Annotated in this window: 16 protein-coding genes and 1 tRNA gene; 10 read left to right on the forward strand and 7 right to left on the reverse strand. The window is 70.0% G+C overall.

Translation table 11 applies throughout. The annotated features are described in order from the left end of the window. Window positions 1–225: 225 nt before the first annotated feature. A complete protein-coding gene (locus QU602_RS06505; protein ID WP_308799431.1) occupies window positions 226–5,808 on the forward strand; it encodes a peroxidase family protein in 5,583 nt (1,860 codons plus the stop codon). 310 nt (window positions 5,809–6,118) lie between these two features. Further along, window positions 6,119–6,194, forward strand: a tRNA-Lys gene (locus QU602_RS06510). A gap of 62 nt (window positions 6,195–6,256) precedes the next feature. Here the strand turns inward: QU602_RS06510 and QU602_RS06515 are convergent. The 5 genes from QU602_RS06515 to QU602_RS06535 all read right to left on the reverse strand — a co-directional run bounded on the left by QU602_RS06515 (window position 6,257) and on the right by QU602_RS06535 (window position 9,049). Beyond that, window positions 6,257–6,850, reverse strand: a complete 594-nt coding sequence (locus QU602_RS06515; protein ID WP_308799432.1) for an energy-coupling factor transporter transmembrane component T family protein — start codon at window positions 6,848–6,850, stop codon at window positions 6,257–6,259. Between the two features lie 10 nt (window positions 6,851–6,860). Further along, the gene (locus tag QU602_RS06520; RefSeq protein WP_308799433.1) at window positions 6,861–7,541 is read right to left on the reverse strand and encodes an energy-coupling factor ABC transporter ATP-binding protein; all 681 of its coding nucleotides are present in this window, start codon (window positions 7,539–7,541) and stop codon (window positions 6,861–6,863) included. Beyond that, a complete protein-coding gene (locus tag QU602_RS06525; RefSeq protein ID WP_308799434.1) occupies window positions 7,541–8,179 on the reverse strand; it encodes a biotin transporter BioY in 639 nt (212 codons plus the stop codon). The genes QU602_RS06520 and QU602_RS06525 overlap by 1 nt, the downstream gene beginning before the upstream one ends. Window positions 8,180–8,267: 88 nt before the next feature. Next, window positions 8,268–8,738, reverse strand: coding sequence for a hypothetical protein (locus QU602_RS06530; protein ID WP_308799435.1), 471 nt, complete (start codon window positions 8,736–8,738; stop codon window positions 8,268–8,270). Between the two features lie 122 nt (window positions 8,739–8,860). Then, window positions 8,861–9,049 (reverse strand): hypothetical protein, encoded by a 189-nt coding sequence (locus QU602_RS06535; protein ID WP_308799436.1) that lies wholly within the window; start codon window positions 9,047–9,049, stop codon window positions 8,861–8,863. Between the two features lie 98 nt (window positions 9,050–9,147). Between QU602_RS06535 and QU602_RS06540 the strand changes: the two genes are divergently transcribed. Genes QU602_RS06540 through QU602_RS06550 form a run of 3 tightly spaced genes read left to right on the forward strand, consistent with a single transcriptional unit; the run spans window position 9,148 to window position 14,615 of the window. Continuing rightward, a complete protein-coding gene (locus tag QU602_RS06540) occupies window positions 9,148–9,738 on the forward strand; it encodes a TetR/AcrR family transcriptional regulator (protein ID WP_308799437.1) in 591 nt (196 codons plus the stop codon). Window positions 9,739–9,759: 21 nt separating this feature from the next. Beyond that, on the forward strand, window positions 9,760–12,621 hold the full coding sequence (locus QU602_RS06545) for an MMPL family transporter (protein ID WP_308799438.1): 2,862 nt from the start codon (window positions 9,760–9,762) through the stop codon (window positions 12,619–12,621). Next, the gene (locus QU602_RS06550; protein ID WP_308799439.1) at window positions 12,618–14,615 is read left to right on the forward strand and encodes a YhgE/Pip domain-containing protein; all 1,998 of its coding nucleotides are present in this window, start codon (window positions 12,618–12,620) and stop codon (window positions 14,613–14,615) included. The genes QU602_RS06545 and QU602_RS06550 overlap by 4 nt, the downstream gene beginning before the upstream one ends. Window positions 14,616–14,624: 9 nt before the next feature. Here the strand turns inward: QU602_RS06550 and QU602_RS06555 are convergent, their stop codons facing one another. Next, window positions 14,625–15,470: a sugar phosphate isomerase/epimerase family protein gene (locus QU602_RS06555; RefSeq protein WP_308799440.1), complete on the reverse strand. Its 846-nt coding sequence runs from the start codon at window positions 15,468–15,470 to the stop codon at window positions 14,625–14,627. A gap of 119 nt (window positions 15,471–15,589) precedes the next feature. On the opposite strand from QU602_RS06555, the gene QU602_RS06560 reads away from it, so the two are divergent. From QU602_RS06560 to ilvC, 5 genes are read left to right on the forward strand one after another with little or no spacing between them, the layout of a single operon-like run. Further along, entirely contained in the window at window positions 15,590–17,833 is a 2,244-nt protein-coding gene (locus tag QU602_RS06560) for a bifunctional alpha,alpha-trehalose-phosphate synthase (UDP-forming)/trehalose-phosphatase (protein WP_308799441.1), read from the forward strand. 10 nt (window positions 17,834–17,843) lie between these two features. Beyond that, entirely contained in the window at window positions 17,844–19,541 is a 1,698-nt protein-coding gene (gene ilvD, locus QU602_RS06565) for a dihydroxy-acid dehydratase (RefSeq protein ID WP_308800104.1), read from the forward strand. Between the two features lie 46 nt (window positions 19,542–19,587). After that, complete coding sequence (locus QU602_RS06570; protein ID WP_308799442.1) at window positions 19,588–21,390, forward strand: acetolactate synthase large subunit; 1,803 nt, start codon at window positions 19,588–19,590, stop codon at window positions 21,388–21,390. A gap of 2 nt (window positions 21,391–21,392) precedes the next feature. Continuing rightward, window positions 21,393–21,902, forward strand: coding sequence for an acetolactate synthase small subunit (gene ilvN / locus QU602_RS06575; protein WP_308799443.1), 510 nt, complete (start codon window positions 21,393–21,395; stop codon window positions 21,900–21,902). Between the two features lie 33 nt (window positions 21,903–21,935). Beyond that, window positions 21,936–22,964, forward strand: a complete 1,029-nt coding sequence (gene ilvC / locus QU602_RS06580; RefSeq protein WP_308799444.1) for a ketol-acid reductoisomerase — start codon at window positions 21,936–21,938, stop codon at window positions 22,962–22,964. Between the two features lie 248 nt (window positions 22,965–23,212). Here ilvC and merB read toward each other — a convergent pair whose 3' ends face one another. Then, on the reverse strand, window positions 23,213–23,887 hold the full coding sequence (gene merB / locus QU602_RS06585; RefSeq protein ID WP_308799445.1) for an organomercurial lyase: 675 nt from the start codon (window positions 23,885–23,887) through the stop codon (window positions 23,213–23,215). Between the last annotated feature and the right edge of the window lie 30 nt (window positions 23,888–23,917).

Consider the following 23,917-nt stretch of genomic DNA (forward strand, 5'->3'; position numbering starts at 1 on the left):
TGATTGACGCTCAGCTTTTTCGCGCCCAAAACTATGCTCGATGGGGACGCACTACCCGACGAATCCTCATCGGAGCTGCGATACCCGTCGCGCCTCCGTCGCCTCACACCTCATCGGTACCCAGCCGAACCCGGAGGCACGGCAATGAAACCCACTGCGCCGACGCGCGCCCGCGCGTCGTTCGAACATTCAGAACCAGGACGCTTCGCGCGTCTGCTCCTCGCCATGGTCACGGCAGTCATGCTCGTGGTCACGATGCTGGCCCTGCAGCCGGTGTCGGCCGCACAGGCGGCCACCGACGAAGATCCGTCATTCGTCCTCACGCAGAACGACCTCGAGTTCCTGCTCCGCCAGATGCAGATCTCGGAGTCGCACGCGGCGGGCAACCCGCTGCGCTGCGCGAACGACGAGGACTCGAGCGGCAAGTGCGTCACCGGCGACGCCCGCACGCTCGGCGTCCGGACGGTCGACGGGACCGAGAACAACCTGGTGGCCGGTCAAGCCGAATACGGCTCCGCCGACCGGGCGTTCCCGCGCCTGCTCGAGCCCGAGTGGCGCCAGGCCGACCCGAACCCGCCCTTCCCGGGCACCACGCCGCCGACGGGCCCTCCGGGCAACCCGCCTGCGGTCGTCGAGATGTGCGAGCCGGGGAACACCTGCTACGCGCAGACCGACGGCATCGTCTACGACGCCGACCCCCGCACGATCTCGAACCTGATCGTCGACCAGACGATCAACAACCCCGCGATCCTGAACCAGCTCGACGCCGGCACGGCGACGCGCGTGCCAGGCACCGACCGGGTCGTGATCCCGAACACCGCGCCCGACGAGGAACTGTCGGCGCCGTTCAACACGTTCATGGGCTTCTTCGGCCAGTTCTTCGACCACGGGCTCGACCTCGTCAAGAAGGGCGGCAACGGCTCGCTCATCGTGCCGCTGCAGCCCGACGACCCGCTGTACGTCGCGGGCTCGCGGACGAACTTCCTGACGCTCACCCGGGCGACGCGCATCGAAGACGAGGCGGGCAACCCGACGACCGAGCACATCAACCTCACGACGCCGTACATCGACCAGAACCAGACCTACTCGTCGCACCCGTCGCACCAGGTGTTCCTGCGTGAGTACACGGCGGACGCGAGGAACACGGGTCACCTGCTCGAGGGCGCCCAGGGTGGTCTCGCGACCTGGAACGGCGTGAAGGCGCAGGCGAACGAGGTGCTCGGCATCGAGCTCACCGACGCGGACCTCCTCGACGTGCCGCTGCTGCGCACCGACCAGTACGGGCACTTCGTGCCGGGCCCGGAGCGCGGGCTTCCGCAGCTCGCGGTCGCCGACGAGACCGTCGAGGGCGGCGTGGCGTTCGTCGAAGGCGACACGGACGCACCGATCTCGACGGAGGACGCGCTCGGAACCGGGCACGCCTTCCTCGAGGACATCGCGCACGGCGCGACGCCCGTCGTCGGCCCGAACGGGCAGCTGCTGCCCCGGTACGACGAGAACGGCGAGCCGGTGCTCGACCCGGAGACGGGCGAGCCGATCCTGTCGGGCTACGACAACGTCGCGCTCGGCCGGCACTTCATCGCCGGCGACGGCCGCGTCAACGAGAACATCGGCCTCACGGCGGTGCACCACGTGTTCCACTCGGAGCACAACCGGATGATCGGTCAGATCGAATCCGTGCTGAACGGTGAGCGCCCCGAGCTCGAGAGCGGGAACATCGAGGAGTTCGCCAAGGCGTTCCGCGGTGAGGCCCACGCGTTCCCGTCGCTCAAAGCCGGGCAGGAGCTGCCGCAGCCGGAGGCGGACGACTGGACGTACGAGGAGCGCCTCTTCCAGGCGGCGAAGTTCGCGACCGAGATGCAGTACCAGCACCTCGTGTTCGAGGAGTTCGGCCGCAAGGTGGCCCCGTCGATCGATGAGGTCGTCTTCAACGAGAACAGCTACAACGCCGGCATCGACCCCGCGATCTTCGCGGAGTTCGCGCACGTCGTGTACCGGTTCGGCCACTCGATGATGACCGACAGCATCGGCCGTGCGGCGGTCGAAGGCGGCACACAGGAGTTCGAACCCGTGCCGTTGTTCGACGGCTTCTTGAATCCCGACGCCTACGATCTCGGCGGCGACCTCACACCCGAAGAGGCCGCAGGCTCGCTGATCAACGGCATGACCGCCGAGGTGGGCAGCCAGATCGACGAGCACGTCGTGGACACGCTGCGCAACCAGCTGCTCGGGCTGCCGCTCGACCTTGCGACGATCAACCTCCTCCGGGCCCGTGACGTCGGTGTCCCGCCGCTGCAGGAGGCACGTCGCACGTTCTTCGAGGCGTCGAACGAACCGGCCCTGCGTCCATACGCGAGCTGGTTCGACTTCGGCCAGAACATCAAGAACGGCAACAACTTCGGTCGTGGCGGTTCGAACGCGTCGCTGGTCAACTTCGTGGCGGCGTACGGCACGCACCCGACCGTGGTCGACGCGACCACGATGGAGGCGAAGCGGGAGGCGGCAGCGCTGCTCGTGAACGGTGCGCCGCTGGGCGAGGAGTTCATCCTGCAGTACGCCGGCATCGACCGGTTCGACACCGCGGCGAAGGTCTCGCAGCGCGCATTCCCGACCCCGGGCGTGCCGGTCGCGTACCTGACGAACGGGCACAACTTCCCGGACGCCCTCGCGGGCGGCGCCGCTGCGGCGGCGCAGGGTGGGCCCATCCTGCTGACGACGAACACCCTCGGAGCCGAGATCCCGAGCGCGACCGCGGTCGAGCTCGCTCGACTGAAGCCCGAGCGCATCGTGATCCTCGGTGACGCGAAGGCCGTGAGCGAGGCGCAGAAGACGCGACTCGAGGCCTACGCGACGAGCGGGGTGGTCGACCGCATCGGCGGCATCGACCGGTTCGAGACGGCGGCCATGATCAGCGAGGAGTTCGCTGCGCCTGGCGTCAACCGGGTGTTCGTGACGAACGGGTACAACTTCCCCGACGCGCTCGCGGGCTCCGCGGTCGCGGCGCGGGACGGTTCGCCCGTGCTGCTCGTCACGCCCACGTCGATCCCGGCGCAGACCGCTGCCGAGCTCGAACGCCTCGAACCCGACGAGATCGTCGTGCTCGGTGGTCTGCCGACCGTGGGGGCGAGCGTGTACTCCGCGCTGTCGAACTTCGCCCCGTCGATCGACCGGATCGCCGGTGCCGACCGCATCGAGACGGCTGTGCAGATCAGCGAGACGTACTTCCCCGACGGGGCCGAAGAGCTGTTCATCGCGACGGGGTACAACTTCCCCGACGCGCTGGCCGGCGGCGTCGCCGCCGGGCTCAAGGGCTCGCCGCTGCTGCTGGTGAACCCGGCGGGCGCGTCGCAGGCGGTGCTCGACGAGATCGCACGGCTCCAGCCCTCGCGCATCCACGTGCTCGGCGACTTCCCGTCGGTGCCGCAGGTGGTGCACACGCAGCTCGCCGAGTTCACGCCCGAGCCGCTCGACCCGCCTGAGGACCGCCTGGCCTTCATGCAGAGCACGGGCGCCTGGGCGAACGACGCGGAGGGCAAGACCACCACGGGTCTCGACACGGTGGACTTCTGGATGGGCGGACTCGCGGAGCGGCTCAACCCGTTCGGCGGCATGCTCGGCTCGACGTTCAACTTCGTGTTCGAAGCCCAGTTGGAGGCGCTGCAGTTCGGTGACCGGTTCTACTATCTGTTCCGGAACCAGGGCCAGCAGCTGTTCGCCGCTCTCGAGGGCAACACCTTCGCGGACATCATCCAGCGCAACACGGATGCGTCGAACCTTCCGGCCGACGTCTTCGCGCTGCACGACCCGATCCTCGACCTCGAGAACCTGCCGAACCCGCGTCCCGCGGGGCTCATCCAGGAGCCGAATGGCACTTGGCGCTGGGACGGCGACGAGCACGTCGAACTCCACGGAACCGCGAATGCCGACCGCATCCGAGGTGACGAGGGCGACGACGCGCTCTGGGGCTACGACGGCGACGATGTCATCGAGGGCGGCGCCGGCAACGACGCGCTCGTCGGCGGCAAGGGCGACGACATCATCACCGACTCGTTCGGCGACGACAACATCAAGGGAAAGCAGGGCAACGACGCGATCAACTCCGGTCCGGGTATCGACCTGACGCTCGGCGGGCTCGGCGACGACTTCATCATGGGCGGCGGTGACTTCAAGACCATCTTCTCCGGACTCGGGAACGATGTGGTCCTGGGCACCTCCGGCCGGCTGACGGTCTTCGGCGGCGAGCACGACGACTGGGTCGAGGGTTCGTCCCACGCCGACCTGCTGCAGGGCGACAACGCCGACCAGTTCCAGAACGACGTTCTGGGCGGCGCCGACGTCGTGATCGGCGGTCTCGGCAACGACGACATCGAGGGTGAAGGCGGCGACGACATCCTCGTCGGCAAGGCCGTCGGCACCGATCGTCATCTCGGCAACCTCGGGTTCGACTGGCTCACCTATTACGGCGAGTCGTTGAACGTGACCGCCGACATGTCGATGACTCGGGTCACGCAGCCGAACAACCCGCTGCCGAGCCGGTTCGACCAGCTCGAGGCCCTCTCGGGCGGTGCCGGCAACGACACCCTCCGTGGGCCGCTGGTCGCACCGGATGACATCGCCGAGAACGAGATCCCGTTGCACAAGGCCACGCAGGAGAGCCTCGACCTGATCGATGGGCTCGAGGAGCTGCTGCGACCGGCCGGCGCACCGTACGACTACGCGGCACCGCTCCTGCGGGGCACGCCGGAGTCCGACACCGACGGCGTCCACAAGATCATGGTCGGCGGCGCAGGCTCCGACCTGATCGAGGGACGCGGCGGCAACGACTACCTCGACGGTGACGCGTTCCTCCGGGTGCAGCTCGTCGACACCGAGACGGGCACGCGCTACGACAGCGCAGCCCAGGTGCAGGCGGCGGTGTTCCGCGGGGACGTCAACCCGGGTCAGCTCGATATCGTCCGCGAGATCGTGATGGACCCGAACGCCGCCACCGCGGTCGACACCGCGTTCTACCGGAACTCCTTCGCCTCGTACACGATCAGCCAGCTGCCCGACGGGTACTGGCGGGTCGAGCACACCCAGGTGCAGGAGGCTGAGGAGAGCGACGGTACCGACGTGATCCGCGGCTTCGAGGTGCTCCAGTTCACGGATGGCTGCGCCATGCTGAACGAAGCGGGCACCGCCTGGGAGGCCTGCGAGGCCAGTGCTCAGGTGCTGCTCGACACGGAGAGCCCCGTGGAGGACTCGCCCATCACGGCGACCATCACGGATCTCGATGGCAACGCGATCGACACCACCGGATTCACCAACGTGCAGTACACGTGGTGGGGCGGGGAAGGCGAGGATGCCAACACCATCACCGAGTGGGAGCAGCTGGCACTGGTCACGGTCAATGCCGGTCAGCCCGCGAGCCCGACGACCTTCACACCCGGCGACACCGCCGTCGGGCAGTTCCTGAGGGTCACGGTGTCGTACCTCGACGCCAGCGGCATCGCACGGGTCGCGGCCTCCGCTCCCGCACCGAATGTGGTCGCGAACGTCAACGACGTCCCGACCGCACCGACCATCATCGTCTCGCCGAGCGGTCTGCTGACCGTGACGCCACCGACGGATGGTGATGGCTTCAACGAGGACGATCCCGGATTCACCTACCAGTGGTTCCGCAACGGGGTCGCGATCGATGGAGCCACGGGGAACACCTATACGCCTGGCGCCGCGGACTCGGGAGCCACGATCACCGTGACGGTCGGATACACCGACCTGAACGGGACGGCGGAATCGGTGACCTCGCCGGGGGTCCTCGCCCCCTGATACATGGGGACCCTCGAATAGGTCGGGGAGGGGCGGGCCTGGCGGGCAGGCCCGTTCCTCCCCGATCTGCCCGACCAGCGCCGACCCACCCCAGCCCCCGAGAGGTCGGTTCGCGCAGTGGCGACCTGTCGGGTACGGGCCCGGCCGATGCCCCACCGCATCGGCCGGGTTCGTGCGCGTCCTGGCGCGTCAGCAGGCGGCGACACCGCCCGAGCGGATGCCTCGTGGCCGACGCCCGACCGATTGGCACATTCGGAGATCGGCTGGTAACGTTGATCCCCGGCCCGGGGCAATGAAATCCCGGGCCGATGCACCTCTAGCTCAATCGGCAGAGCAACTGACTCTTAATCAGTGGGTTCAGGGTTCAAGTCCCTGGGGGTGCACCAGCAGCCCCGCGTCTACGACGCGGGGCTTCGCATTTCAGCGCGGTCCTTCGTCGACCGGATGCTCAGTCGTCGACGCCGCGGGCGGCGAGGGCCTCGCCCATGGCGTCGGCGGTCTGCAGGGCGCGCACGACCACGGGGACGGCGATCGCGCGCAGCGACCCTTCGGCGCCGCGCGCCTTGCGCGCCTCCAGGACGGCACGGACGAGCTCCTGCATGAGCGGCACGGCGCGGATCGTGAGCGCCAGCACGAGCCCGACCCGGTCGGCGTCGATGCGCCGGCCGAACGGGCGGAGCGCGGCGCGCATGGCGTCGAGGATGTCGCCGACGCGGGTCGTGAGGGTCACGAGGGCGGCCAAGGCGACGCAGACGAGCACGCGCAGCGCGAGCATCAGGGCCGCCTCCCAGCCCTGGAAGAACCAGTTCAGCGCGCCGGCGAACGCGACGATCACCACGATGGGTGCGAGTTGAGCGAGCACGGCGCGCGGCCGGATCCCCGCGATCGCGAACAGCACCGCGGTCACAGCCGCAGCCCCCAGCATCCACGGCCACGACGGCAGCAGCGCGACGGCGATCACCGCGATCGCGAGGCCCGCGAGCTTCCAGCCCGCGGGCAGGCGGTGCAGCATCGAATCGCCGGGGGAGTACAGCCCGATCATGACGGATGCCTCATCCCACGAGTGCCCGGTACGCCTCGAGCGACGCGGCCGGTGGGCCGTCGGCGACGACGCGACCCTCGTCGACCACGAGCACGCGGTCGAACGACTCGACCGACTCGAGCCGGTGCGTGACGAGGATGAGCTGCTGATCCAGCTGGGCGAAGTGCCGCTCCACGAGCAGCGAGTTGCGTGCGTCGAGCAGCGTGGTCGGCTCGTCGGCGACGACGATCGCCGGCTCGGCGACGAGCACGGCCGCGAGCGCGAGCAGCTGCTTCTGCCCGCCCGACAACCGGTGCGCCGGCCGGTCGGCGAGCTCGGTCAGCCCGAACCGCGCGAGCGCGCCGTCGACCCGGGCCGAGGCATCCGCCGCACTCAGCTTGAGCCGCCGCAGCGAGAACGCGACGTCCTCGCGCACCGTCGGCATGACGATCTGGTGATCGGGATTGGTGAACACGAACCCGACGCGGCGCCGCACCTCGCGGCCCTGCCGCGCGACGTCGAGCCCGTCCACCAGCACCCGGCCCGACGTGGGCGAGATGAGCCCGTTCACGAGTCGCGCGAGCGTCGACTTGCCCGAGCCGTTCGCGCCGATCACACCGATACGCGGCTCGGTGAGGCTCAATGACACCTCGTGCAGCACCGGCTGGTCGTCGTACCGGTGCGAGACCCGGTCGAAGACGATCTCGGGCATCAGCGGGCAGCCGGCGCGGCCTCGTCGGCGCTGCGGCGACGCCACGGCCACTCGCGCGGCACGATCAGGCCGGGCCATGCGCGGTGCACGCCGGCTGCGACGCCGGCCGCGATGACCGCCTTGACGACATCGCCGGGCAGGAACGGCACGGCGCCCGCCAGGAACGCCTGATGGAGCGGCAGTCCGGTGACCACCGCGAGCCAGGGCACGCCGACGAGGTACACCACCACGATGCCGCCCACGACACTCGCGACGAGCAGCGGCCAGAACTTCAGCCGCGGCGCGAAGCGCTCGGCGATCCAGCCGATGACGAACGCGCCGGGGATGAATCCGATGAGGAACCCGCCCGACGGGCCCGCGAGCACGCCGAGACCGGCGGCGCCGCCCGCGAGGATCGGAAGTCCGGCGAGGCCGAGCGCGGCATACACGATGACGGCGAGCGAGCCCTTGCGCGCCCCGAGCATGACGCCCGCGAGCATGACGCCGAGGGTCTGCAGGGTGATCGGCACGCCGAAGCCGACTGGGATTGCTCCGGGCAGGGTGAGGCCGGCGATGAGCGCGGCGAACACCGCGATCTGGGCGAGGTCGCGTGCGGTGGACTTCGGCGCGGCGCGGCTGGGCGTGGGGGCAGTCGTCATGAAGCTCACGCTAGGAAGGACCGGCCGGCGTGCGCGCGAGGTCGCCCTACAAAGAACCGGCGCCGACTTTGGAGCGCGGTGCGCCGGGTCAGGCGGCGGCGTCGAGCTTCGCGGGCTCGTCGTGCGAGGCGTCGGTCGCGTCGACGGATGCCTCGGGCTGGTCGGTCGTCTCGGCGGACGCCGGCTCGTCGTGCACGGGCTCGACCACGGGCTCCGCCCACAGCACGAGCGGCGAGGGGTTCCAGCTCAGTGCCATGGTGTCTTCGCCCTCGGGGACCACGACCGCGACGGTTTCACGCTCGTCGAGGATCGTGCGGGTGACCTCCGAGGCGATCTGGTGGGTGACGACGGCGTCGAAGATCATGTCGGTGTCTTCGGGCGTGCGGCGCACGAGCGCCCATTGCCCGTTGGCGCCGATGAACTCGGCGAGTTTGGTGTTGACCAGCTCGAAGATGTGCTCACCGCGAAGGTCTGCCGCCGATGGTCGAGGTGCGGCCGTGGCGGCGATCGGGGTGGCTTCGGCTTCGAGCCGTGCGCGGCGGCGCCAGCGGCGGAACATCGGCGGCCCCTCTCAGTTCGGCGGGTCGGGTGGGGAGCTTGTACCACAGTCTGGTGGACGAGTGGGAGATCTCCCGGCTGGACACGCCGCGCCGACCGACGCGGTGCCGTTCCGCGTCGTCGTCAGTCGAGCAGCTTCGCGCGCTCCGACTCGTCGGCCACGGTGCCGATCGCGATCGCGAGGCTCGCGGCCCACGAGATCCACATGAGCAGCAGGCGCCAGTCGCGTGGCCCGGCGAAGGTGGCTCGGACCACGCCGATGCCGCTGAAGATCGCACTGACGACGGCCCCGCTGAACAGGTACTTGCGCATACGACCACGCTATCGCCCGTTCTCGACCGCGCTGGGAGTCCGCCGGGAATCTGACCGATCGGACAGGGACTGACCGATCGGTCAATTAGCGTGTTTCCATGCCCACAGACCCTCAGCCGACGTCCCGCGTGCGCGCCGCCGACGAGCTCAAACAGGTCGCCCTCGAGCAGTTCGCGACGGTCGGTTTCGCGGCGAGCTCGCTGCAGCAGATCGCCGACCGCGCCGGGTACTCGAAGTCGAGTGTGCTGTACCACTACGCCTCCAAAGAGGCGCTGCTCGAGGCCGCGATCGGGCCGGCCATCGACCTGCTCGAGCGTCTGCTCCGGGACTTCGTCGACGCCGGCCGCACGCTCGACGCACGCCGCGTGTTCATCCGGGAGTTCGTCGACTTCCTGCTCGGCAACCGGCTGGCCGTGCACACCTTCGTGAACCAGGGCCAGTTCCTGCGGGACATCCCGGTCATCGAACGCGCGAACACCGTGATCCGCGGGCTCGCCGACTCCATCTGCGACGCCGATGCGCCGCTCGCCGAGCAGATGCGCTTCGGCGTCGCGCTCGCCGGCGCGACCTACGCCCTCGTCGCCGACGAGACGATCCTCGAGGACGAGCAGCGTCACCCCGACGACGAGGTCCGCGAGGCGCTCGTCACCGTGCTCTCCGAACTGCTGCTGCCGGCCGACGGCCGCTGACCGAGAAAGACTGCAACGCCCGTGGCCCTCCTCCTCCACCGCATCGGACGCTTCGCCTACCGCCGCGCCTGGCTCGTCCTCGCCGCCTGGGGCGTGGCGCTCGCCGCGCTGCTCGGCGCGGGCATCGGTCTCGGCGGTCAGCTGCAGGAGTCGTACTCGATTCCCGGCACCGAGTCGCAGACCGCGATCGACCAGCTCGCGGCCGTGTTCCCGCAGACCGCGGGAGCGTCGGCGAAGGCCGTGCTCGAGGTGCCCGACGGCGACTCGGTCGAAGACGCCTCCGCCCGCTCGGCGATCGAGGCCATGGAAGCCGAGCTCGAAGACGTCGACGGCGTCGCCAGCGTGCTCGGCCCGTTCGACGAGTACGCGGGCGACCAGATCTCCGGCGACGAGCGCACCGCCTACATCCAGGTCCAGTTCGACGGTCAGACGACGGATGTCTCGCAGGACTCCTTGGATGCGGTCGTCGCCACGGGCGAGATCGGCCGGGACGCCGGGCTCGAGGTGGCCTTCGGCGGTGAGGTGTTCGAGGAGACGACGTTCGGGCTCACGATCACCGAGGCGCTTGGCGTGCTCTTCGCCGGCGTCGTGCTCTTCATCACGTTCGGATCGCTCGTCGCGGCGGGCATGCCGCTGCTCACCGCGCTCGTGGGCGTGGGCGCCGCCTTCGGCGGCATCACGATCGTCTCGGCCTTCACGACCGTGTCGAGCACCGCGCCGATGCTCGCGGTGATGATCGGGCTGGCGGTCGGCATCGACTACGCGCTGTTCATCCTCTCGCGGCACCGCACCCAGCTCGCCCGGGGCGAGGATCCCGAGCACAGTGCGTCCGAGGCGGTCGCGACCGCGGGCGGTGCGGTCGTGTTCGCGGGCCTCACGGTCATCATCGCGCTCCTGGGGCTCCTCGTGGTCGGCATCCCGTTCCTCAGCGTCATGGGCGTCGCCGCGGCGTTCGCGGTCTTCATCGCGGTCGCCGGCGCCGTCACGCTCCTGCCGGCGCTGCTCGGACTGCTCGGCCACCGGCTCGTGCCGAAGCCCGGCAGCCGCGCGGCGCGACGGGCGCTCGCCGGCGACGAGGGCGGAAAGCGCACGATGGGCCGCCGCTGGGTCGACACGGTGCTGAAGGCGCCGATCGTGTTCGTGGTGCTGGTCGTCGGGCTGCTCGGCGCCGCCGCCATCCCCGCCGCGAGCCTCGACCTGAATCTGCCCGCGGGCAACGGCGAACCGGGCTCGAGCCAGCGCGAGGCCTACGACATGATCGCCGACGGGTTCGGCCCCGGCGCCAACGGGCCGCTCATCGTCACGGTCGACATCACCCAGACCACCGACATCTTCGACGACCTGGACGCGATCGGCGCGCGCCTCGCGGAGGTCGACGGCGTCGACTACGTCGGTCAGGGCATGCCGAACGAGACGGTCGACACGGCGATCATCCAGGTCATCCCCGAGAGTGCGCCCGACGACCCCGAGACCAAGCACGTGGTGCAGGAGATCCGCGACCTGGAGCCCTCGATCACCGCCGACTTCGGCACACCCATCGCGGTCACGGGCTACACGGCCGTCTCGATCGACATCTCGCAACGACTGAACGATGCGCTCATCCCGTTCGCGCTCATCGTCGTCGGCCTCTCGATCGTGCTGCTGCTCATCGTCTTCAGGTCGCTGTTCGTGCCGGTCAAGGCCGCACTCGGCTTCCTGCTCTCGGCGTTCGGCGCGATCGGGGTGACCGTCGCGGTCTTCCAGTGGGGCTGGGCGGCCGAGCTGTTCCACATCGAGCCGGGCCCCATCCTCAGCTTCCTGCCCATCCTGCTCATGGCGGTGCTCTTCGGGCTCGCCATGGACTACGAGGTGTTCCTCGTGTCGGGCATGCGCGAGGAGTACGTGAAGACCAAGGACCCGCGTACCTCGATCGTGCACGGCTTCCAGCACGCGGCCCGCGTCGTCACGGCCGCCGCGCTCATCATGTTCTTCGTCTTCTTCGCCTTCGTGCCCGAGGGCTCCGGCGTGATCAAGGGCATCGCCTTCGCGCTGGCCGTCGGGGTCGCCTTCGATGCGTTCCTCGTGCGGATGACCCTCGTGCCGGCCGCGATGGCCCTCGCCGGCCGCGGCGCCTGGTGGTTGCCGACGTGGCTCGCCCGCGCGCTGCCCGACGTCGACATCGAGGGCGAGGGCCTCAGGACGCACCTCGACCAGGCGGCGTGGGCGGCATCCCGACGAGCGGCCGTGCTCGCCGAGGACGCCGTCTTCGGCCTGCCGGACCGCCCGATCGGCCCGGTCGACGTCGAGGCGCCGACCGGAGGGCTGCTGCTCGTCTCCGGCGAGCCGGTCGATCGCCGGATCGTGGCCGCCGCGCTCGCCGGCCGCCTCGCGCCGGTCGACGGCCGGGTCGCGGTGCTCGGCGAACCGCTTCCCACCGGGGCATCCGCCGTGCTCCGCCGCGTCGCGATCGCCGAGCTCGACACCGACGCCACGCGAAGCGTGGCGGACCTGATCGCCTCCCGGCTCGACGCGACGAGGCCGTGGTACCGGCTCACGCCCTCGACCGCGGCAGTCGACGGCTGGCTCGAGCGCCTCACCGAGGCGCGCGGCCCCGGAGCGGCCGGCATCGATCGTCACACGAGCGTCGCCGCGCTCGGCGCGGTCGACCGTGCGCTGATCGCGCTGACCGCCGCGCTCGCCGAACGACCCGACGCGGTCGTGATCGACCTCGACGACGAGACCGGCGCCGACGGCGCCCGGTTCTGGTCGGCCGCGGCCCGGCTCGTTCCGGCCGCCACCACCGTCATCGCCGGGGTCGCGCCCGGGCATGACGCCGCACCCTTCGCGCCGCGCGGGCTCAGCACCGTCCGCCTCGGCGCCGTCCTCCAGGAGACGAACCGATGAGCACCCGACTGCAATCCCTGCTCGGCCGCACCGACCGCCAACGCCGCACGCGCTTCGCCGCACTGCTCGCGGCCGTCATCCTCGTGCCGCTCGCGGTCGCCGGCCTCGTCTCCGGCGCGCTCGGCGGCGCCGCCGACCGCCTCGAGACCATTCCCGCCGTCGTGGTGAACGACGATCAGATGGTCACCACGACGCTTCCCGACGGCAGCGAGCAGACGGTGCTCGCCGGACGGCTGCTCGTGACCGAGCTCACCGGTGACGGGGGTGCCGGTTTCGACTGGTCGATCACGAATGACGACGAGGCCGCCGAGAAGCTCGAGTCGGGCGAGGCGTACGCGGTGCTGACCATCCCGCCCGGGTTCTCGGAGTCGATCACGTCGCTGTCGGGCGACCAGCCCACCAAGGCCGACCTCTCGATCCGCACCGACGACGCGCACGGCTACCTCGCGGGCGCCGTCGCGCAGTCGGTGGGCACCGCGATGAGCGCCACATTCGGCCAGGCCATCACGGCGCAGTACCTCGAGGGCTTCTACGGCAACCTCGCCACCCTCGGTGGCTCGCTCGGCGACGCCGCGAGCGGCGCGACGGAGCTCTCGAGCGGCGCCGGCACACTGGCCGATGGGGTCGGGCAGCTGTCGGCGGGCGTCGCGCAGGCGGCGTCGGGCGCGGCGGATGCCTCGGCCGGGGCCTCGACGTACGCCTCCGGCGTGCACCAGTTCGCCGACGGCGTGACCGGCTACACGCAGGGCGTCGACGGCATCGCGTCCGGCCTCGGCCAGCTCAGTGCCGGCGCAGCGCGCGTGGATCAGATCTCCGATGCCTGGGACCAGTACACGGGCGGGATCTCCGCGGGCGTCAGCCAGGTCGACCAGTACCTCGGCCCGGCTGCGACCGGCCTCGATCAGTTCATCGCTGAGAACCCGGAACTTGCCGCGCAATTCCCGCAGTTGCAGCAGGCGGCCAATGCCGTCACGGGTGTGCGCGGCCAACTCGGTCAGCTCTCGACCGGCGGCCAGACCCTCGCGGCGGAGTCCCGCGCAGCGATCGATGGTCTGCAGGGCGGGATCGCCGAGGCCGCCGGCGGCGCCGCACAGATCTCCGCCGGATCCGCGGGTCTCCGCGACGGGGCGACCGGTCTCGCCGCGGGCGCCGACCAGCTCGCCGGCGGCGTGGACGAACTCGCCTCGGGTCTCGGGCAGCTCTCGACCGGGGCATCCGCCGCCGCGACCGGAGCCACGCAGCTCGCCGACGGCACCACCCAGCTCGCCGACGGCCTCACCAGCGGCGCCGAGGGCGCCTCGGCGCTGACCGACATCGACGCCGCCGAGACGGCCGACGTGGTGTCGCAGCCGGTGAGCGTCGCCTCCGAGCGCCAGAACGAGATCGGGTCGATCGGCGAGGTCATCGGCATCCTCTTCGCGCCCATCGGGCTCTGGATCGGTGCGCTCGCGATGTTCCTCGTGTTCCGCCCGATCACGCGCGAGGTGCTCCGCAGTACGTCCTCGACCGGTGGCATCGTCGGTCGCACGCTCGTGCGTGCCTCGCTCGTCGCACTCGCGCAGACCGTGGCCGTGGTCGCGCTGCTGCACGCCGCGCTGGGAGTCTCGTGGGCGGTGCTCCCGCAGACGCTCGCGTTCTCGGCGCTCATGGCGCTGGTGTTCACCGCGCTGCACGCGTTCCTCACCACGGCCTTCGGCCGGGCGGGACTGCTCGTCTCGCTCGTGCTCGTCGCGCTGCAGATCGCGGCGACGGGCGGGCTCTACCCGATCGAGGTCGTGAGTGCGCCGTTCCAGGCGATCAGCCCGTTCCTGCCGCTCACCTGGGCGGTACAGGGCATGCAGGGCATCGTGGCGGGCGTCGGCGGTGGGGTCGTCGGCGGCGCGGCGGCGGTGCTGGCGCTGTTCGGGCTGGCCGGCGTGCTGCTCACCTGGGCGGTCGTGGCGCGGCGCCGAGGCATCCGCTCGACCGGCCTGACCGCGGCCGCGCTGGGCTGACCTCGGGGCTCAGCGACCCTCGCCCGGCAGCAGCGTCTCGAGCGCGCGCTGCGAACGGCTCGTCTCGCGCGGGCGGGGGGCCTGACCGAGGTGCCGACGGGCGAACTCGAGGGTCTCCCGCAGCAGGTCGATGCGGTCGTGTTCGGTCTTCGCCTTCCGGGTGTTGACCTCGGCGACGACCGAGCCGTTCCACTCGCGCTCGGCGAGCAGCCCGAGCACCTCGGCCACCGGCTCCCGGCCGTGACCGGGAAGCAGGTGCTCGTCGAAGATCTGCCCCTCGCCGATGGCGCCCGAACCGTCGCAGAGATGGACGTGGCGCAGGCGATGCCCGAGGTCCTTCGCATACGCGAGGCTGTCGACGCCGGAGAGCGCCGCGTGCGAGAAGTCGAGCGTCACCGCGTCGCAATCCATGACGCGCGGATCCCAGCCGGGTGAGTAGGCCTTCAGATTCTTGCCCGCTGCGCGCCAGGGGAACATGTTCTCCACCGCGATCTCGACGCCCCGGCGTTCCGTGATCTCGCGCACGATCGAGAGGAATTTCTCGGCGTAGCCCGACTGCCAGCGGAACGGCGGATGGACGACGACCGACTCCGCGCCGACCGCGGCCGCGAGCTCGGCCGTGCGGTCGAGCTTCACCTTCGGGTCGCGCCCCCAGACGAAGTGGGTCAGCAGCAGCACCGGCGCGTGGATCGACAGCACCGGAAGCGCGTACCGCTTCGAGAGCTCGCGCAGCACTTCGGGCTGCTGTGTGGTCTCCTCCTGGGTGACCATCACCTCGACGCCGTCGTAGCCGGACAGCTTCGCCAACCGGAACGCGTGCTCGGGACCCTGCGGGTAGACGCAGGTCGTGCTCATGCCGACTCGGATCATCAGGTGGGCCAGTGTAGTGCGCCGAGGTGAAAGGTCGGCACGAACGGAGTGGGCGGAATCCCGACTGTTAGCCTGAGGGGAGCGCGAGGAGGACACCGCCGCCCATGACGACATCTCCCGGATCAGACGAGCTCTACATCGACGCCGCCTACGACATGGTCGTGGTCTCGAACCGCCTCCCGGTCGACTATCAAGGGGGAGTCGGCGCCGACACGATCTGGCGCAGCTCGCCCGGCGGGCTCGTCACCGCGCTCGAACCGGTCATGCGCACATCCGGTGGCGCGTGGGTGGGCTGGCCGGGTGTGGCCGACCGCGAGTTCGACCCGTTCGACCACGACGGGATCTCGATCATCCCCGTGCCGCTGTCGGAACAGGAGCTCGCCGACTACTACGAGGGTTTCTCGAACGACACCATCTGGCCGCTGTACCACGACGTGATCGCGCCGCCGACGTTCCACCGCGAATGGTGGGACGCCTACGTTCGCGTGAACCGGCGGTTCGCCGAGGCTGCCGCTCGTGCGGCTGCCGAGGGTGCGGTGGTCTGGGTGCAGGACTACCAGCTGCAGCTCGTGCCGCGGATGCTCCGCGAGTCCCGCCCCGACCTCGTCATCGGGTTCTTCAACCACATTCCGTTCCCGGCATACGGCATCTACTCGCAGCTGCCGTGGCGCCGCCAGGTCGTCGACGGCCTGCTCGGTGCCGACGTGATCGGCTTCCAGCGTTTGGCCGACGCGAGCAACTTCGCGCGTGCGGTGCGCCGCTTGTTCGGCTACGCGACGAAGGGCACCGTGATCGAGGTCCCGGCCGAGGACGGCGAGGTCCGACGGGTCGTCGCCCGGCACTTCCCGATCTCGATCGATGCCGCCGGCTTCGAGGAGATCGCACGGCGTCCCGAGGTCCAGGAGCGCGCCAGACAGATCCGTGAGGAGCTCGGCAACCCGGCGACGATCATGCTGGGCGTCGACCGGCTCGACTACACCAAGGGCATCCGGCACCGCATCAAAGCCTTCGGCGAACTGCTCCACGAGGGACGGCTGTCGGTCGAGGACGCCACGCTCGTCCAGGTCGCGAGCCCGTCGCGCGAACGCGTCGAGACCTACCGGCAGCTGCGTGACGAGATCGAGCTCCAGGTCGGCCGGTTGAACGGCGACTACTCGACCCTCGGGCACCAGGCGGTGGCCTACCTCCACCACGGGTACCCGCGCGAAGAGATGGTCGCGTTGTACCTGGCCGCCGACGTCATGCTGGTGACCGCGCTCCGCGACGGCATGAACCTGGTCGCGAAGGAGTACGTCGCATGCCGGTTCGACACCGACGGCGTGCTGCTGCTCAGCGAGTTCACCGGGGCGTCCGATGAGCTGCGACAGGCGATCCTCGTGAACCCGCACGACATCGAGGGGCTGAAGGACTCGATCATCGAGGCCACGCAGATGCCCGCGCGCGAGCGCGCGCGACGCATGCGGGCCTTGCGGAAGCGCGTCCGTGACAACGACGTCGCGAACTGGTCGGCGACCTTCCTCAAGACCCTCACCGGCGTCGGCAAGATCGCGCCGGGCATCTCCGATCCGCTGCAGGCCGCGATCGTCGCGCTCGCGAGCACCGAGCGACTGCTCGTCGCCCTCGACTTCGACGGCACGCTCGCGCCACTCGTCGACCGTCCCGAGGACGCCCGCGCGACCGAACGCGCCCGTGCGGCGATCGAACGACTCGCCTCCGACGAGGAGACCCGTGTGGCGATCGTGTCGGGCCGGGCGCTCCAGAGCCTCAGCGAGGTCGCGAATCCGTCGGCGGGCACCCTGCTCTCGGGCTCGCACGGCGTCGAGCTGCAGCTCGACGCGGGGGGCGTGCAGGTCGACCTGCGCGAGAACGAGCTCGCGAAGCTCGAGCGCCTCGGACAGATCGTCGAACAGGTCGCCGCAGCGACGCCCGGCGCATGGATCGAGCACAAGCCGGCCGGACTCGCGCTACACACCCGGCAACTGAGCACCGCCGACGGTGTGGCGTTGCAACAGGACGCGCGTACGCACGTCGAGACCGAGCTCGTGGGCATCACCGTGCGCACGGGCAAGGCCGTGCTCGAGTTCGCCGTACGCGAGAGCGACAAGGGCGAGTCGCTCACCCGGCTCCGCCAGCACGTCGGGGCCACTGCGGTGCTCTATATCGGCGACGACGTCACCGACGAAGACGCGTTCGCGACGCTCGACAGCGACGACGTCGGGGTCAAGGTCGGTCAGGGCAAGACCCTGGCGGCGCATCGCGTGCGCAGCCCGGACGACGTCGCTGAGCTGCTCGAGCGGCTGGCCGATGCCCGCGAGGGCGCGCGCGGGCGAGACCCGCGCTGGACATAGACTCGTCCTTATGCCCACCGAGTTCGATCACAAGCCCCGTAGTCGCGTCGTCACCGATGGCATCGAAGCCACGACGAGCCGTGGAATGCTGCGTGCCGTCGGCATGGGAGATGCCGACTGGGACAAGCCGCAGATCGGCATCGCGAGCTCCTGGAACGAGATCACGCCCTGCAACCTCTCACTCGGCCGCCTCGCGCAGGCCGCGAAGGAAGGCGTGCACGGCGGCGGCGGCTACCCGCTGCAGTTCGGCACCGTGTCCGTCTCCGACGGCATCTCCATGGGCCACGAGGGCATGCACTTCTCGCTCGTGTCGCGTGAGGTCATCGCCGACTCGGTCGAGGTGGTCATGGAGGCCGAGCGGCTCGACGGGTCGGTCCTCCTCGCGGGCTGCGACAAGTCGATCCCCGGGATGCTGATGGCCGCGGCCCGGCTCGACCTCGCGAGCGTGTTCCTCTATGCCGGCTCCATCGCGCCGGGCTGGGTGCGACTCTCCGACGGCACCGAGAAGGACATCACGATCATCGACTCGTTCGAAGCGGTCGGCGCGGTCAAGGCCGGCAAGATGAGCGAGGCCGACGCCAAGCGCATCGAGTGCGCCTTCGCGCCGGGCGAGGGCGCGTGCGGCGGCATGTACACCGCCAACACGATGGCCTCGGTCGCCGAGGCGCTCGGCCTCTCGCTGCCCGGTTCGGCCTCGCCGGCGTCGGCCGACCGCCGCCGCGACTACTACGCGCACCGCTCGGGCGAGGCCGTGGTCAACCTGCTGAAGCAGGGCATTACCGCGCGCCAGATCCTCACCAAGAAGGCATTCGAGAACGCCATCGCGGTGGGCATGGCGCTCGGCGGCTCGACGAACATCGTGCTGCACCTGCTCGCCATCGCCCGTGAGGCCGACGTCGATCTCACCCTCGACGACTTCAACCGGATCGGCGCGAAGGTGCCGCACATCGGCGACCTGAAGCCGTTCGGCAAGTACGTCATGAACGACGTGGACCGTCGCGGCGGCGTGCCCGTGCTCATGAAGGCGCTGCTCGAGGCCGGCCTGCTGCACGGCGACGTGCTCACCGTCACCGGCAAGACCATGGCTGAGAACCTCGCCGAGCTCGACCTGCCCGCGCTCGACGGCGAGGTGCTGCACACGCTCGACGACCCGATCCACGAGACCGGCGGCATCACAATCCTGCACGGCTCGCTCGCTCCCGAAGGCGCGGTCGTGAAGACCGCCGGGTTCGACGCCGCCGTGTTCGAGGGCCCGGCCCGCGTGTTCGAGCGCGAGCGCGCGGCGATGGACGCCCTCACGAACGGCGAGATCTCACACGGCGACGTGATCGTGATCCGGTACGAGGGCCCGAAGGGCGGGCCCGGCATGCGCGAGATGCTGGCGATCACGGCCGCCATCAAGGGCGCCGGGCTCGGAAAAGATGTACTACTCTTGACGGACGGTCGATTCTCAGGCGGCACAACCGGCCTGTGCATCGGCCATCTGGCACCCGAGGCGGTGGACGCAGGTCCGATCGCCTTCGTGCGCGATGGTGATCTGATTCGGGTCGATATCGCGGCTCGTTCCATCGACCTACTGGTCGACGAAGCCGAGCTGGCCGCCCGCCGCGAAGGCTGGGCGCCGCTTCCTCCGCGCTACACCCGAGGCGTCCTCGCGAAGTACTCCAAGCTCGTGCGCTCCGCTGCCGAAGGCGCGACGACGGGCTGAGTGCTGCGCCCCACCCGCTCACTCACCGTCCAGCAGAAGGATACGAATGTCCACGGAATCCAGTCCCGTGCCGACGCCCCCGAGCCCGCCCTCCAGCGCGCCCGAAGAACTCACCGGCGCCCAGGCGGTCGTCCGCTCGCTCGAGAATCTCGGCATCACCGATGTCTTCGGTCTTCCGGGCGGCGCCATCCTGCCCGTATACGACCCGCTCCTCGACAGCCGCAAGCTCCGGCACATCCTCGTCCGCCATGAGCAGGGTGCCGGCCACGCGGCCGAGGGCTATGCATCGGCGTCGGGCAAGCTCGGCGTCGCGATCGCGACCAGCGGGCCCGGCGCGACGAATCTCGTCACGGCGATCGCCGACGCGCACATGGACTCGGTCCCGCTCCTCGCCATCACCGGTCAGGTCTTCTCCAACCTGATGGGCACCGACGCGTTCCAAGAGGCCGACATCGTCGGCATCACGATGCCCATCACGAAGCACTCCTTCCTGGTCAAGAGCGCCGAGGAGATCCCGGCGACGATCGCGGCTGCGGTGCACATCGCGACCACCGGCCGTCCCGGCCCGGTGCTCGTCGACATCACGAAGGACGCCCAGCAGGCGACGTTCCCCTTCCAGTGGCCGCCGAAGATCGACCTCCCGGGGTACCGGCCCATCACGAAGGCGCACGGCAAGCAGGTGCAGGCCGCGGCCCAGCTCATCGCCGAGGCGAAGCGGCCGGTGCTCTACGTCGGCGGCGGCATCGTGCGTGCGAACGCCTCGGAAGAACTGCTCGCGTTCGCCGAGGCGACGAACACCCCCGTGGTGACGACGCTCATGGCACGGGGCGCGTTCCCCGACTCGCACCAGCAGCATCTCGGCATGCCGGGCATGCACGGCACGGTGCCGGCGGTGCTCGCACTGCAGGAGGCCGACCTGCTGGTGGCGCTCGGAGCCAGGTTCGACGACCGGGTGACGGGCAAGGCGGCGCTCTTCGCGCCCGACGCGAAGGTCGTGCACGTCGACATCGACCCGGCCGAGATCTCGAAGATCCGCACCGCGGACGTGCCGATCGTCGGTGACCTGAAAGACGTGCTGGTCGACCTCTCCGCGGCCTACCGCGACGCCATCGGCGACCAGACCCCCGACCTCGACGAGTGGTGGGCGACGCTCGACGGACTCCGCGAGGAGTTCCCGCTCGGGTACTCGCCGACCTCTGACGGGCACCTCGCGCCGCAGTATGTGATCCAGCGCATCGGCGAGCTCACCGGGCCCGAGGGCGTCTACGCGGCGGGCGTCGGCCAGCACCAGATGTGGTCGGCCCAGTTCATCAAGTACGAGCGGCCGAACTCGTGGCTGAACTCGGGCGGTGCCGGCACGATGGGCTACGCCGTTCCCGCGGCGATGGGCGCGAAGGTCGCGCAGCCCGACCGTGTGGTCTGGGCGATCGACGGTGACGGCTGCTTCCAGATGACGAACCAGGAGCTCGCGACCTGCACCCTGAACGACATCCCGATCAAGGTCGCGGTCATCAACAACTCCTCCCTCGGCATGGTCCGGCAGTGGCAGACCCTGTTCTACGACGGCCGCTACTCGAACACCGACCTGAACACCGGCCACGACACCGTGCGGGTCCCCGACTTCGTGAAGCTCGCCGAGGCGTACGGCGCACTCGGCATCCGGGTGACGAAGGAAGAGGAGGTCGACGCCGCGATCAAGCTCGCGCTGGAGACCAACGACCGCCCGGTCGTGATCGATTTCGTCGTCTCGGCCGATGCCATGGTGTGGCCGATGGTGCCGCAGGGCGTGTCGAACAGTTACGTGCAGTACGCCCGCGACCACTCGCCGGCCTTCAGCGAGGAGGACTGACCATGTCGACCCACGTGCTCTCGCTCCTCGTCGAGGACAAGCCCGGCCTGCTCACCCGGGTCGCCGGGCTGTTCGCCCGCCGCGGCTTCAACATCGAATCCCTCGCGGTCGGCCACACCGAGATCCAGGGCCTGTCCCGCATCACGGTCGTGGTCGACGTCGAGGACCTCCCGCTCGAGCAGGTCACGAAGCAGCTGAACAAGCTCGTGAACGTGATCAAGATCGTCGAGCTCGAGCCGGCGCAGTCGGTGCAGCGCGAACATCTGCTCATCAAGGTCCGGGTCGACAACGCGACCCGATCGCAGGTCCTCGAAGCCGTGAACCTCTTCCGCGCGCGGGTCGTCGACGTGGCGACCGACGCACTCGTCATCGAGGTGACGGGCGACTCCGGCAAGACCCAGGCGCTGCTCAAAGTGCTCGAGCCCTATGGCATCAAAGAGATCGCCCAGTCGGGTCTTCTCGCGATCGGCCGCGGCGGCAAGTCCATTTCCGAGCGCGTCTTCCGCAGCTGACCAGACCGAACCATCAAAGGAGAAAGAACCGCAATGGCTGAGATCTACTACGACAACGACGCCGACCTCGCGCTCATCCAGAGCAAGAAGGTCGCCGTCATCGGTTACGGCTCGCAGGGCCACGCGCACGCGCAGAACCTCCGCGACTCGGGCGTCGAGGTCGTCGTCGGGCTGAAGGACGGCTCGAAGTCGATCCAGAAGGCGACCGAGGCCGGTTTCGACGTGAAGAACGTCGCGGACGCCGCCGCCTGGGCGGACGTCATCGTCATCCTCGCGCCCGACCAGTACCAGCGCCACATCTTCGCCGAGTCCATCAAGGACAACCTCGCCGAGGGCAAGGCCCTCGTGTTCGGTCACGGCTTCAACATCCGGTTCGGCTACATCGAGGCGCCCGAGGGCGTCGACGTCGTCATGGTCGCCCCGAAGGGCCCGGGCCACACGGTGCGCCGCGAGTTCGAGGCGGGTCGCGGCGTCCCCGTGATCGTCGCGGTCGAGAAGGATGCGTCGGGCAACGCCTGGCCGCTCACGCTGTCGTACGCGAAGGCGATCGGCGGCCTCCGCGCCGGCGGCATCAAGACGACCTTCACCGAGGAGACCGAGACCGACCTGTTCGGTGAGCAGGCGGTCCTCTGCGGCGGTGTCTCGCAGCTGATCCAGTACGGCTTCGAGACCCTGACCGAGGCCGGCTACCAGCCGCAGGTCGCGTACTTCGAGGTGCTGCACGAGCTCAAGCTCATCGTGGACCTGATGTGGGAGGGCGGCATCGCCAAGCAGCGCTGGTCGGTCTCCGACACCGCCGAGTACGGCGACTACGTCTCGGGCCCGCGCGTCATCGACCCGCGCGTCAAGGAGAACATGCAGGCCGTGCTCGCCGACGTCCAGTCGGGTGCGTTCGCCGAGCGGTTCATCAACGACCAGGACAACGGTCAGAAGGAGTTCCTCGAGCTCCGCAAGAAGGGCGAGCAGCACCCCATCGAGGCCACCGGCCGCGAGCTCCGCAAGCTCTTCGCCTGGAACGCGTCGGAAGACGACGACTACGTCGACGGCGAGGTCGCGCGCTAAACGCGACTCTCAACGGCCCGTCCCGGATTCTCCGGGACGGGCCGTTGCCGTCTCCGGGCCGTTGCCGTCTCCGGCCCCGCCACACCTCGCTTGCTCAGGAATCGCGGACGGTGTTGCGGCGTGTCCGCCCGCGACACGCCGCCGCGCGGCGGGATCTTCCTGAGCACGGGCACGGGCACGGGCACGGGCACGGGCACGGGCACGGGCACGGGCACAGGCCCGGGCACGGGCACGGGCACGGGCGCGGCTCAGGGGGCGTTGCCCCAGAAGGTCCCGACGAGTCCGGCGTGTTCGAAGTACGCCGCGGCTTCCGCAGGCTCGCGTCGCCGGTACGGCGAATCGAGGCGGCCGGCGTACCAATTCGCGGCGAGCCGCCAGAGCGTCGTGAGGTCGAAGACGGCGCCGCGCTCGTTCCCCGTGTCCGAGAGCCAGCGTGCGACGCATGCGTCGTCGCAGAAGATGCGCTGGTGCTCGCAGGCGTGCACCACGTCGTCCCACACCCGCGCCATGGGCACGAGGAAGTGCGCGACCTGGGTTCCGTCGGGAGGGCCCTCGCGGGTCACGGTCCACGAGTGCGCCGTGCCGCAGGCCGGGCAGGTCGTCGCGACCAGCGCCGCTGGCTCCGCGGGCACCAGGTTGGGGATGGCGAACGCATCCCACGCACATCCGCCCCACCACAGTGTGTGTTCGCCCATGACCGAGAACGCGAAGTTCCGCGTCGCGAACGGGTGCGCGAGCACCACGCCGCGGTCGGCGTCGAGCACGAGATGGCGCGCCGCCGCGAGCTCGTCGAGCGCCGCGTCGACCGCCTCGCTCGAGACGCCCGTTCGCGTCGCGAGATCGCGCACGCTCGGCATCAGGCCGGTCGCGGCGAGTGTCGAATAGATGTGAAGCCGCACCAGTTCGCCGAGGTCGCTCGTCATACCCCGAGTCTGCTCCGTCCGCGGGGTGCC

The sequence above is a fragment of the Agromyces protaetiae genome, from assembly GCF_030866785.1.
Classification (GTDB): Bacteria; Actinomycetota; Actinomycetes; order Actinomycetales; family Microbacteriaceae; genus Agromyces; species Agromyces silvae.

What these genes read in the sequence shown, in the direction of transcription:
- QU602_RS06550 (WP_308799439.1), top strand. Translation starts at nt 12,618, where the DNA reads ATGAGCACCCGACTGCAATCCCTGCTCGGCCGCACCGACCGCCAACGC.
- QU602_RS06505 (WP_308799431.1), top strand. Translation starts at nt 226, where the DNA reads ATGGTCACGGCAGTCATGCTCGTGGTCACGATGCTGGCCCTGCAGCCG.
- QU602_RS06560 (WP_308799441.1), top strand. Translation starts at nt 15,590, where the DNA reads ATGACGACATCTCCCGGATCAGACGAGCTCTACATCGACGCCGCCTAC.
- ilvC (WP_308799444.1), top strand. Translation starts at nt 21,936, where the DNA reads ATGGCTGAGATCTACTACGACAACGACGCCGACCTCGCGCTCATCCAG.
- QU602_RS06540 (WP_308799437.1), top strand. Translation starts at nt 9,148, where the DNA reads ATGCCCACAGACCCTCAGCCGACGTCCCGCGTGCGCGCCGCCGACGAG.
- QU602_RS06535 (WP_308799436.1), bottom strand. Translation starts at nt 9,049, where the DNA reads ATGCGCAAGTACCTGTTCAGCGGGGCCGTCGTCAGTGCGATCTTCAGC.
- ilvD (WP_308800104.1), top strand. Translation starts at nt 17,844, where the DNA reads ATGCCCACCGAGTTCGATCACAAGCCCCGTAGTCGCGTCGTCACCGAT.
- ilvN (WP_308799443.1), top strand. Translation starts at nt 21,393, where the DNA reads ATGTCGACCCACGTGCTCTCGCTCCTCGTCGAGGACAAGCCCGGCCTG.
- QU602_RS06570 (WP_308799442.1), top strand. Translation starts at nt 19,588, where the DNA reads ATGTCCACGGAATCCAGTCCCGTGCCGACGCCCCCGAGCCCGCCCTCC.
- QU602_RS06515 (WP_308799432.1), bottom strand. Translation starts at nt 6,850, where the DNA reads ATGATCGGGCTGTACTCCCCCGGCGATTCGATGCTGCACCGCCTGCCC.
- QU602_RS06520 (WP_308799433.1), bottom strand. Translation starts at nt 7,541, where the DNA reads ATGCCCGAGATCGTCTTCGACCGGGTCTCGCACCGGTACGACGACCAG.
- QU602_RS06525 (WP_308799434.1), bottom strand. Translation starts at nt 8,179, where the DNA reads ATGACGACTGCCCCCACGCCCAGCCGCGCCGCGCCGAAGTCCACCGCA.
- QU602_RS06555 (WP_308799440.1), bottom strand. Translation starts at nt 15,470, where the DNA reads ATGAGCACGACCTGCGTCTACCCGCAGGGTCCCGAGCACGCGTTCCGG.
- QU602_RS06530 (WP_308799435.1), bottom strand. Translation starts at nt 8,738, where the DNA reads ATGTTCCGCCGCTGGCGCCGCCGCGCACGGCTCGAAGCCGAAGCCACC.
- merB (WP_308799445.1), bottom strand. Translation starts at nt 23,887, where the DNA reads ATGACGAGCGACCTCGGCGAACTGGTGCGGCTTCACATCTATTCGACA.